Genomic DNA, 9,361 nt, shown 5'->3' on the forward strand with positions numbered 1-9,361 from the left:
CCAAGATGACCGAAGCCGAGAAAACCACTGCGCTCACATTGCCGGAGCGCGCCGCTATCGCGCTGGGAACCGCCAAGCATGAAGCCAATCTGCTGGCGCTGGCGAAGAAGCACGCCGACATCGTGGAGATCAAGAACCCTGCCGGCCGCGAGCAATGCCACGGCGCCATGATGACGTTGGCCAACGCGCGCATCGCCATCTCCAAGGCCGGCAAGGAGGCGCGCGACGACGCGACGAAGTTCTCGAAGGCTGTGATCGAGGAGGAAAAGCGCCTCATCTCGATCATTGAGCCAGAAGAAGACCGGCTGCGCGGCCTGCGTGACGCGTGGGATGCGGAGCGCGAGCGCGAAAAGCAGGCCAAGGCCGAAGCCGAGAAGTGCCGTATTGCCGCGCTGCAGGAGCGCATCGCCGAGATTCGCGGCGCGGTCGCCGCTGCGGCCACGTGCAAGCCCGATCTGGTTCTTGAGCATATCGGCGACATCGAGCGCATGGTAATCGACGCCTCGTTCGAGGAATTCCAAGGCCAAGCCCAGCTTGCCAAGGACGAGACGCTGGACAAGCTGCGCGAGATCCATGCGCAGGCCGTCGCTCGCGAAGAAGAAGCGGCGCGCATGGCCGCCGAGCGCGAAGAACTCGATCGCCTGCGTCGCGAAGAAGCCGAGCGCCAAGCCCAAGCTGCAGCAGCACGCGCTGAAGAGGAGCGCCGTCTGGCGGCTGAACGCGAAACCCAAGAAGCGCAGTTGCGCGCCGAGCGTGAAGCGCATGAGCGCCAGCTGGCCTCCGAGCGCGCCGAAGCTGACCGCATCGCCCGCGAGAAGCTGGCAGCAGAAGAAGCCGAACTACGCGCACAGCGTGAGGCGCAAGAAGCGGAAGCGCGTCGTCTCGCTGAAGCGCGCGCCCAGCTGGAACACCAACAGCGCGAGGCCGAAGAGCAGCGCAAGCGCGAAGAAGCGCAACGCGCGGCAGCGGCACAGGCAGCCGACGAACAGTTGCGCAGCGCCGCCCATCTGCTTCTGGCGGCCTGCAAGGCAGCGCTGGCCGAAGGCCCGGACATGTTCTGCGCTGCGCAGCTGCGTGCGGCCATCGACGCCGCCGAAGTGGTCGACGCCGAGATGCCTAAAGCAGCTTAACCATCACCCATTACACCCGGCCGAGTCTCGGGTTAGGAGTCCATCGTGAGCGAAGTAGCAGCCATCCAGCCGCAACAGTTTGACCTTTCCCCGCGCAATCTGCAGGAGGCCATGGAGTTTGCCGGACATCTGGCGGATTCCTCGATCGTGCCCAAGGATTTCCAGGGCAAGCCCGGTAACGTGCTTGTCGCGATCCAGTGGGGCATGGAGCTTGGACTCAAGCCCATGCAGGCGATGCAAAACATCGCCGTGATCAACGGTCGACCCTCGCTTTGGGGTGATGCGGTGCTAGCGCTGGTTCTGGCATCCCCGGCTTGCGAGTACGTCAACGAATACGACGAAAACGGCACGGCTGTTTGCGTGGTGAAGCGCCGCGGGCACGCCGAGCACGTCGAGCGCTTCGGCGACGCCGAAGCCAAAACGGCAGGCTTGCTGAACAAGTCTGGGCCGTGGACGCAGTACCCGAAGCGAATGAAGAAAATGCGAGCCCGCGCATTCGCGCTGCGAGACAAGTTCAGCGACGTACTGAAAGGCATCCCCATCGCCGAAGAGGTCATGGACATTCCGGTTGAGCGCGACATCACTCCCCGCAACGCTTCGCCATCGCAAATCGCCCAAGCGGCGCTGCCGAAGCCGGCTGAGCGAGACGACCGCCTCAACAACATCATCGCCGACCTGGAGATCGTCGCCAAAGAAGGCGGCGCCGATCCGCTTGCCGATGCCTGGGGAAAGTTGACCAAGGATGACCGCAAGGCCATCGGTCCCGACGAGCTGGCACGCCTCAAGGCACTGACCGGCGAAGCGGCACAGACCGATGCTGAAAATCAGGAGCAAAGCAATGGCTGATCAGCGCACAGAAGAGTGGCACCAGGCCCGTGCAGGCAAGCTGACCGCCTCGTGCTTTGTCGACATCATCAGCACCACCAAGGGCGGCAAGCCAACTGCCGCACGCGGCACGCTTATGCGCAAACTGGCTTTCGAGCGCATGGCTGGCACGCCCGCGCATGAAATCGGTGGCCGTGCGCTGACGTGGGGCACAGAGGTAGAAGAGGCGGCCGTACAGACCTACGAACTCGTCAGCGGCAACATCGTCGAGCGCAGCCCGTTCCTTTTGCACCCGCGCTATAACTTCATCGGTGCCTCGCCGGATGGTCTGGTGGGCGCTGTCGGCGGCATCGAAATCAAGTCGCCGCATGACGAGGCCGTGCATATCAATACGTGGCTCTGCGGGATGCCAGAGGAACACATGCCGCAGGTGCAGGGAAACATGATGGTCACCGGCCGCGCCTGGTGGGACTTCATCAGCTACGACCCGCGCCAGTGTGAGCGCCTTCGCCTGTACGTGCAGCGCATTCTGCGCGACGACGGCTTCATCAGCGAGATGCTGGCCGCCCTGCTGCAGTTTGAAGCAGAGCTGCAACAGATGGTCGCCGAGCTTGAACGTAAGAGCGCCTGACCATGGCCAAGAACTTCAACGCAGCCGGCATGAAAGCCGCCAATGAGAAGAAGCGCGAGGCTGCGCGCAACGCAATCATCACCGCATTGCGCGCGGCTGGATCCAAAGGCCTGACGCAGCGCGACCTAGTGGTAGCGGCAAACGTCTCCGATCACACCGTGCGCGCGCACATGCCATCAATCCGCGCAGAGGGCCACGCGCATGTTGGACCGTGGGAACTGCACGGCACGAAGCTGATGCCGACCTACATCTACGGCCCAGGCGTCGACGCCAAGCGCGACGACTACATGCACTTGCTCGCCGACATCACGATTGTGGACGTGGAACGCGAAGCACGTCGTGAAGCCGAGCGCCGGCATCAAAAAAGGCAACGAGACTGGAAGCCGCGCCGCGCAGAGGCGGCTTGGTTCTGAGGGGAAGACATGGACAAGAACAACGGTGGGCCGAATCAATTTCCTCCGCTTGCTGATATGGGGAAGCTTGAGCGACTCCATATCGATGTGACTGATAGGATAAATGACATGCTCATCACCTTCCAAGATGCCAGCTACAAGGTAGGGCTTGAGCGCGGAAGGAAGGAAAGCGAGAAAGCTTGGCCTGCTCTGCGGGACTTGGTTTCCGGCTTGAACGAAACATGGTGGTCATCGTGGCAAACCACGTCGCATTTCGGCGACGCGCTCAATAAAGCCGCTGAACTGCTGCGCGCACGGGAGCAATGACATGGACGAGAAGCAGATGCGCAAGGCATACCAAAAATGGGCCAAGGAACAGGGGCATCCGTTTCACGACATTGTGGTTCTTCGCGGACCAGCTAGTTCCGATCCGGAATTGATCGACAGTTTCAGCGAAATGGCTGAAAAGGCATGGCTCGCCTGCTACCAGCACTTGGCTCCGCAATGGCAGCCGATTGAGACGGCGCCGCGTGACGGAACCATGATCATGCTCGGTCGCCCAGCAATTGAAGACTGTGACGCGATCAGCGTTCCCGGCTTCTGGATGGATGCAGTTGATGACGGCATCGATTTCATGGGCGGCGACGCAGGCTTTGTGGACGTGAACTTTCAGCAGTTCAGCGGTGGACGCACTTTCGGTGATCTCGCATCCCAATATGCCGCCAATCAGCCAACGCACTGGATGCCCCTACCCGCAGCACCAGATGCCGCCCGCGAACTGGAGAAGAAGACATGCTGAGCGAAGAGACAATCCACGATTTGATGTCGAAGACGATGAACTGCGACTACAAGCAGGGAATTGCTTTTGCCAGAGCTATTGAGGGGGTACTACAGAAAAAAGGTGATGCGGCGATCCCCTTTTCAGAATGGAGGCTGAACGTCAAAGCTGCGGCTGAGCGCCTGATGGGGTGGCGTCTGCCCGACGATTTCAACCCAGATTGTTTCGTCACGTTTGACCGTGAGCGGGCCATGAAAAACGGAAGTTGGCCTACAGGGACGAACTTGCTTTCGACGGTGCAGGCAGAAGAAATGCTCAAGTTCGTTTTTGGCGAACAGCCCTGCTCCCTGCGCGCGCAGGCTGATGCGCAGCCATTCCAGGCACGTGTTCAGCCGTGGATGATGGCGTGTTTCGGTGCGGAAATCTCTGCTGACAAGCAGGAGCGCAATCACCGCTTCCTTGAAGAGGCGTTAGAGCTGGTGCAGGCATGTGGCGCGACGGCCAGCGAGGCACACCAGCTTGTCGATTACGTCTACGGGCGTCCCGTGGGTGAAAAGCATCAGGAAATCGGCGGCGTCATGGTGACACTGGCAGCACTATGTCTCGCGCAGGGCGAGGACATGCATGCCGCAGGTGAGACAGAACTTGCGCGCATCTGGACGAAGGTCGATCAGATTCGGGCCAAGCAGGCAGCGAAGCCAAAGCACTCGCCATTGCCGCAGCACGTCCCCGCACCAGAAGCGGCGCAGGCGTTGAGCGATGAGGAAATCCGAAAACTCGCGGTCAATTACTGTCTGTTCGAGTCTGAGGGGCGGCACTACAACATTCTGCGGTACGAGATCGAAGAGGACTTCTTCAACTTCTGCCGTGCGCTACTCACCCGCGCCAGCGCCGCGACTGTGGCCGAGGCGGCGTGCAAGACGTGCAACGGGTCTGGGTTCATTGACGACGGAGAGATCACCGGTTCCGGTGGAGTCGAGTATGAGAACGGCCCCGTCAAATGCATCACCGATTGCCCTAACTGTGGTGGGAAAAAGCAGGCCGAGCCGATGGGGGATGAGCGCGAGGCCGCTGAAAGCGCATATAACTCGCCGGAATTTAACTACGAGCGAGGTCCGATCGGCTCGCACGACTGGCGTTTCTATTCGGCCGGATGGCGGGCACGTGCAACTCGCGCCGCCCAGTCCGGCCAGCGGGCGGGCGTGGCGGAGGATGCGCGAGACGCGGCGCGGTATCGCTTTATCAGGGCCACCACAAAAGCGGTTCGCAATGACGATGGATCGGGCCGCACCGAAGTAACGCCGGAAGAGTTTGACGCGATCACGGACGCCGCAATCGCCGCCGCGCCCACACCGGCAGCGCAGGGAGGGGTGTGATGGGGTTGTCTGCTCACCAATCGCCGCGCATGAAAAACGACGAGTGGCTTACTCCTCCAGAGATCATGGAGCGACTCGGGAGATTTGATCTTGACCCCTGCGCGCCAATTCTGGAGCGACGCCCCTGGAGCACAGCGGCGCGTCACTTCACGGTGCAGGACGATGGCTTGTCGTGCATGTGGAATGGCCGCGTCTGGTGCAATCCGCCGTTTGGGCGTGAGGCTGTCAAATGGCTGCGCAAGCTGGCAGAACACGGGAACGGTATCGCCCTCATTCCGGCGCGCACCGAAACAGCGATGTTCTATGAGTGCGTATGGGGCGTAGCGGATGCGGTGTTGTTTATGAAGGGGCGTCCCCATTTCCACTACGTCGACGGCAGCCGGGCACCCTTCAATTCCGGAGCGCCGATCTGCCTTGTTGCTTACGGAGAGCCGAACGTGAAAGCACTGGAAAAATCGGGCCTTGGTTTCGTTGTCCGCGCAGCGGCAGCACTGGCAGATGCGGGAGGGCGGGATGAGTGATATTAAGCCGTTGCGTTGCCCCTTCTGCGGAAAGTTACCCAAGGTTATTCCTACGCGACCCGACTTAGATGGAAACGCATGGGGCGCGGTGATTTGCACAAACCGCAAATGTGCCGCGCAACCAGAAGTAAGGGATGGAGCGAATGTTTCAGATGAGCGCGGTTCAGATGCTTACAAAGCATTGGCCGTTAAGCGCTGGAACCGCCGCGCGCCAACAACCAAGGACACTGGTGGGGAGGGGTGATGAAGATCGTATTTGACACGCTAGGCGGCAATTTTGAGGCGTGCCGCGAAGCCGAGTATTGGTGCGAAGCGCGAGGTATAGCAGTAGGCGTTATGGAACGCGATCAGCCGCGCGGCCTACTTGTTGGCAGCTATCACATTGCCAAGTGGCACAACCTAAGCGGCCCAGAGCGCCGAGAACTCCAAGGGAAGATGACCGGAGACATGCGGCATGGCCCCGTAACGATTGAGTTGGTTGGCAACGAAGAGGATTACCCGATCATCCCTGAGGAATACCGGGCATGACCCAACAATCAGCCCTGAGCAGGATATTGGAGACGAGCGCGAAGGCTTTTATACCTGCGGCGCTCGGCAGGAATAATTGGATGAAAGACGAAGCACAGCGCGTCATCGACACGACGCGGAAGCATTGGGGTATTGGAGCAGCGAAATGAAAAAGCGCTTGGACGAATGGCTGAAGAGCCAGTTTGACCCGCCACCGGCGATCCGCACGGCACGGCTTTGGATCCGAGACGGCAAGATTTATCCGCCACCGGTGAAGGTCGGCAGGGCCTACTATGTAGACCAGGATGCCAAATTCCAAGGCGCCATCACGCGGCCCTCTCTCGCTCAACGAATTCCGCGATAGACCATGGCGGCCCGACCACGCATTCGCAAACGCGCGCACTTCCCGCCGAACCTGCACGAGCCGAGGCCCGGGTACTTCACCTGGCGTGACCCGCGCGACGGCAGGACGCATGTTATCGGCAGGGTGCCCACAGCACAGGCCATCCACGAGGCGATCGAGGCGAACTTAGTGGCCGAGAAGGGCCTTGTGCGCAAGTCTCTGTCGGATCGCGTCAGTTCGTCGTCGGAGACCATCGCCGACCTTGTTGCCCGGATGCCGCTCGATGGTTACAAGCAGTCGTCTCTCTACACGATCAAGTCAGCCCAGAAGATCATTACAGACGAGCTTGGCCACATTCTTTGCGACGAATTAACAGCCAAGGACGTCGCGTCAATGCTCGATGAGATGAAGGCGCGCGGCGTCCAGCGCATGGCGCAGACAGTGCGCTCGCGGCTCATGCAGGTGTGTCTTAAAGGCGTGGCTCTCGGCTGGATGCAGTCCAATCCTGTAGAGGTGACCGAAAAAATCCGTGTGAAGGTACGCCGGCGTCGACTGACTCTGGAGACCTTCCAGGCGATTCTCGCCAAGGCCCCGGAAGTTCTGGACTATCTGGAAAACGCGATGCTGCTCGCCCTGGTGACCGGACAAGACCGCTCTACCATCGCGAGATGGGAGCGCTCAGCGATCAAGGGTGACGTAATTATCGCCTCCCGTTCAAAGACCGATGTCCAGATCGCCATCCCGCTGTCACTGCGCATGGACGCCATCGGCATGAGCGTGGAAGACGTGCTGGCGCGCTGCAAGGGAACTGGCGTCGTCAGCCGCTATCTGCTGCACCAGACGAAATCATGGGGCCCAGCAAAGCGAGGCTCGAAGATCCGCATTGGGAGCCTGACCAACGGATTCCAGAAGGCCCGTGAGCTGGCCGGCATCACCGGGGACGATGCCCCCACTTTTCACGAAATTCGCAGTCTGTCCAAGCGATTGTATGACGCCCAGGGCGGCGTCGATACCAAGGCTCTCCTCGGACATTTGAGCGACGCCACCGCGGCGATCTATGCGAACAGCAGAGGCGCAGAGCCGATGAAAGTGCGCGTTTCCTGCTGATCCGGTTTTGAACAAATTTTGAACAGTTGATGAACACTCCGCAGAGCCATGCGGGTTTCAGGTCAATGCTCTCTACTACTTCGATAACGACAAAAAGGTCGAAGCGCCGTCCGATGCGCGACGCCTGCTCGAACGGCTGCGTGCCGAATGAGATGGCGGCTCGCGTCTGAGCGCTAGCGCTCAGCCCGCCTTCGCCCGCTGGCGCTTCGTCTGCTTGACGGCCACGGGGTGGACGACCGCCGTATCCTCCGGTGCCAACGCGCGCCCGTCCTGCGCGCGGAGCTCAAGGCGGGGCACCGGCTTCCCCGTTGCCTTGTCGACGAGGACAACGTGCGCTTCGTCCGGCGCAAAGCAGAACGCTTCACCCCACTGCCGCAGCGCCACGAGCAATGGAAACAGCGCGCGCCCTTTCTCGGTCAGCACGTAATCCTGATACGCGCTGCCGTCAGACGCCGGCACCGTTTCGAGAATGTCGTGCGCGACCAGGTTGCGCAGGCGCACCGCCAGGATGTTCTTCGACAGCCCCAGGCTGCGCTGAAACTCGCCAAAGCGGCGCAGGCCATCGAACGCATCCCGAACGATCAGCAGCGACCACCAGTCGCCAATGGCGTCCAGCGGCCTGGCGACACCGCAAAGAGAGTCCGCGTGGCTCGTACGTTTGACCATCTGTATCGCGCTTGCTGTGCGCCCTCATATTCAACGTGGTTGCAATATAAAACCTCGACTGCTATAACGCAACGGTTTCATGTTGAAACTACTTGAAGCAAGGAGGAAGCACGACATGCGCGTTGATACGTTTGACGGGATGTACCCCTATACCCCCCGCTTTACCGATGCACCGGGCTTCGCGATGCATTTCGTGGACGAGGGCCCCGCCGATGGCGAAGTCGTGCTGTGCCTGCACGGCGAGCCCACATGGGGCTTCCTCTTCCGGCACCTGATCGCGGCGCTGCGCGGCACCCACCGCGTGGTGGTGCCCGACCACATGGGCTTCGGCAGGAGCGAAACACCGCCATCACGCAGCTACTGGCTGCAAGACCACATCGACAACCTTGAGCGCTTCGTGCTCGCGCTGGACCTGCGCGGCATCACGCTCGTCATGCATGACTTTGGCGGGGCCGTTGGGATGGGGCTCGCGTCACGGCATCCGGATCGCATTCGGCGCATCGTCAGCGTCAATGGGCCGACGCCGTTCGGCCAGGCGACGCTGGGTGAACGCCTGGCCGCCAATGCAGCGGTGTCGCCGTGGTTTCAGTGGATCGTGCGGGCCGAATCGGAGGGGCGTCTTGAAGTGGTGCTCGGTGAGCTCGGCTTCAACATCCTCAGCACCTTGAAGCTCAACGGCTTTGAGGACCACCGGCTCATCAACGATGCGTGGTTGCGGGCGTACGGCGCGCGCTTTGCAACGCCGGCTGACTGCGCTGGCGCCATCGGCTGGGCCAAAGGCGTTGCGACCGGCGCCCATCGCTTTGAAATGCCGGACGCCGCAGCGCGCCGTGCCATCGCCGCCAAACCCGCCATGGCGATCTGGGGCATGGCAGATCGCACACTGCATGCGGAGCATTTCCTGCCGCTGTTCAGCGCGCTATTTCCGGGTGGGCCGGTGCATCGGTTGCCCGGCGTTGGGCATTACAGCTTGGAAGATGCGCCCGATGCGATTGCCAATCGTATCGCGACGTTTCTTGCGCAAACGTGAGGACGTAGCGTCCGCCGACTTCCACCCCGCACATATGCACAAAACGCAGCGGGCC

Annotated in this window: 14 protein-coding genes; 13 read left to right on the top strand and 1 reads right to left on the bottom strand. The window is 61.2% G+C overall.

All coding sequences use genetic code 11. The features are described from left to right. The first annotated feature begins 5 nt into the window (after positions 1–5). From R2669_RS04250 to R2669_RS04305, 12 genes are all read left to right on the top strand, one after another. Positions 6–1,130: a coiled-coil domain-containing protein gene (locus R2669_RS04250; protein WP_316898781.1), complete on the top strand. Its 1,125-nt coding sequence runs from the start codon at positions 6–8 to the stop codon at positions 1,128–1,130. A 45-nt stretch (positions 1,131–1,175) separates the two neighbouring features. Next, positions 1,176–1,976 (top strand): hypothetical protein, encoded by an 801-nt coding sequence (locus R2669_RS04255; RefSeq protein WP_316898782.1) that lies wholly within the window; start codon positions 1,176–1,178, stop codon positions 1,974–1,976. Further along, positions 1,969–2,586: a lambda exonuclease family protein gene (locus R2669_RS04260; RefSeq protein ID WP_316898784.1), complete on the top strand. Its 618-nt coding sequence runs from the start codon at positions 1,969–1,971 to the stop codon at positions 2,584–2,586. Before R2669_RS04255 ends, R2669_RS04260 begins: the two co-directional genes overlap by 8 nt. A 2-nt stretch (positions 2,587–2,588) precedes the next feature. Next, positions 2,589–2,999, top strand: coding sequence for a hypothetical protein (locus R2669_RS04265; RefSeq protein ID WP_316898786.1), 411 nt, complete (start codon positions 2,589–2,591; stop codon positions 2,997–2,999). A gap of 9 nt (positions 3,000–3,008) precedes the next feature. Next, positions 3,009–3,305, top strand: a complete 297-nt coding sequence (locus R2669_RS04270; RefSeq protein ID WP_316898787.1) for a hypothetical protein — start codon at positions 3,009–3,011, stop codon at positions 3,303–3,305. Between the two features lies 1 nt (position 3,306). Continuing rightward, complete coding sequence (locus tag R2669_RS04275; protein ID WP_316898789.1) at positions 3,307–3,777, top strand: DUF551 domain-containing protein; 471 nt, start codon at positions 3,307–3,309, stop codon at positions 3,775–3,777. Further along, positions 3,771–5,132 carry a hypothetical protein gene (locus tag R2669_RS04280; protein WP_316898791.1) on the top strand — a complete coding sequence of 454 codons (1,362 nt, stop codon included), beginning with the start codon at positions 3,771–3,773 and terminating at the stop codon, positions 5,130–5,132. The genes R2669_RS04275 and R2669_RS04280 overlap by 7 nt, the downstream gene beginning before the upstream one ends. Next, positions 5,132–5,653 (top strand): DNA N-6-adenine-methyltransferase, encoded by a 522-nt coding sequence (locus tag R2669_RS04285; protein WP_316898793.1) that lies wholly within the window; start codon positions 5,132–5,134, stop codon positions 5,651–5,653. The genes R2669_RS04280 and R2669_RS04285 overlap by 1 nt, the downstream gene beginning before the upstream one ends. Positions 5,654–5,896: 243 nt before the next feature. Beyond that, positions 5,897–6,181 (top strand): hypothetical protein, encoded by a 285-nt coding sequence (locus tag R2669_RS04290; protein WP_316898795.1) that lies wholly within the window; start codon positions 5,897–5,899, stop codon positions 6,179–6,181. Beyond that, complete coding sequence (locus R2669_RS04295) at positions 6,178–6,330, top strand: hypothetical protein (RefSeq protein ID WP_316898797.1); 153 nt, start codon at positions 6,178–6,180, stop codon at positions 6,328–6,330. Before R2669_RS04290 ends, R2669_RS04295 begins: the two co-directional genes overlap by 4 nt. Further along, positions 6,327–6,524: an excisionase gene (locus tag R2669_RS04300; protein WP_316890244.1), complete on the top strand. Its 198-nt coding sequence runs from the start codon at positions 6,327–6,329 to the stop codon at positions 6,522–6,524. Before R2669_RS04295 ends, R2669_RS04300 begins: the two co-directional genes overlap by 4 nt. A 3-nt stretch (positions 6,525–6,527) precedes the next feature. Beyond that, the gene (locus R2669_RS04305; RefSeq protein ID WP_316898799.1) at positions 6,528–7,610 is read left to right on the top strand and encodes a tyrosine-type recombinase/integrase; all 1,083 of its coding nucleotides are present in this window, start codon (positions 6,528–6,530) and stop codon (positions 7,608–7,610) included. Positions 7,611–7,790: 180 nt separating this feature from the next. On the opposite strand, the gene R2669_RS04310 is transcribed toward R2669_RS04305, so the two are convergent. Beyond that, complete coding sequence (locus R2669_RS04310) at positions 7,791–8,276, bottom strand: winged helix-turn-helix transcriptional regulator (RefSeq protein WP_186829212.1); 486 nt, start codon at positions 8,274–8,276, stop codon at positions 7,791–7,793. Positions 8,277–8,391: 115 nt separating this feature from the next. On the opposite strand from R2669_RS04310, the gene R2669_RS04315 reads away from it, so the two are divergent. Then, positions 8,392–9,306, top strand: coding sequence for an alpha/beta fold hydrolase (locus R2669_RS04315; protein ID WP_316898801.1), 915 nt, complete (start codon positions 8,392–8,394; stop codon positions 9,304–9,306). The last annotated feature ends 55 nt before the right edge of the window (positions 9,307–9,361 follow it).

It is taken from the genome of Ralstonia edaphi (genome assembly GCF_958350185.1).
Taxonomy (GTDB): domain Bacteria; phylum Pseudomonadota; class Gammaproteobacteria; order Burkholderiales; family Burkholderiaceae; genus Ralstonia; species Ralstonia edaphi.

What these genes read in the sequence shown, in the direction of transcription:
- R2669_RS04250 (WP_316898781.1), top strand. Translation starts at nt 6, where the DNA reads ATGACCGAAGCCGAGAAAACCACTGCGCTCACATTGCCGGAGCGCGCC.
- R2669_RS04260 (WP_316898784.1), top strand. Translation starts at nt 1,969, where the DNA reads ATGGCTGATCAGCGCACAGAAGAGTGGCACCAGGCCCGTGCAGGCAAG.
- R2669_RS04265 (WP_316898786.1), top strand. Translation starts at nt 2,589, where the DNA reads ATGGCCAAGAACTTCAACGCAGCCGGCATGAAAGCCGCCAATGAGAAG.
- R2669_RS04270 (WP_316898787.1), top strand. Translation starts at nt 3,009, where the DNA reads ATGGACAAGAACAACGGTGGGCCGAATCAATTTCCTCCGCTTGCTGAT.
- R2669_RS04275 (WP_316898789.1), top strand. Translation starts at nt 3,307, where the DNA reads ATGGACGAGAAGCAGATGCGCAAGGCATACCAAAAATGGGCCAAGGAA.
- R2669_RS04280 (WP_316898791.1), top strand. Translation starts at nt 3,771, where the DNA reads ATGCTGAGCGAAGAGACAATCCACGATTTGATGTCGAAGACGATGAAC.
- R2669_RS04285 (WP_316898793.1), top strand. Translation starts at nt 5,132, where the DNA reads ATGGGGTTGTCTGCTCACCAATCGCCGCGCATGAAAAACGACGAGTGG.
- R2669_RS04290 (WP_316898795.1), top strand. Translation starts at nt 5,897, where the DNA reads ATGAAGATCGTATTTGACACGCTAGGCGGCAATTTTGAGGCGTGCCGC.
- R2669_RS04295 (WP_316898797.1), top strand. Translation starts at nt 6,178, where the DNA reads ATGACCCAACAATCAGCCCTGAGCAGGATATTGGAGACGAGCGCGAAG.
- R2669_RS04300 (WP_316890244.1), top strand. Translation starts at nt 6,327, where the DNA reads ATGAAAAAGCGCTTGGACGAATGGCTGAAGAGCCAGTTTGACCCGCCA.
- R2669_RS04305 (WP_316898799.1), top strand. Translation starts at nt 6,528, where the DNA reads ATGGCGGCCCGACCACGCATTCGCAAACGCGCGCACTTCCCGCCGAAC.
- R2669_RS04310 (WP_186829212.1), bottom strand. Translation starts at nt 8,276, where the DNA reads ATGGTCAAACGTACGAGCCACGCGGACTCTCTTTGCGGTGTCGCCAGG.
- R2669_RS04315 (WP_316898801.1), top strand. Translation starts at nt 8,392, where the DNA reads ATGCGCGTTGATACGTTTGACGGGATGTACCCCTATACCCCCCGCTTT.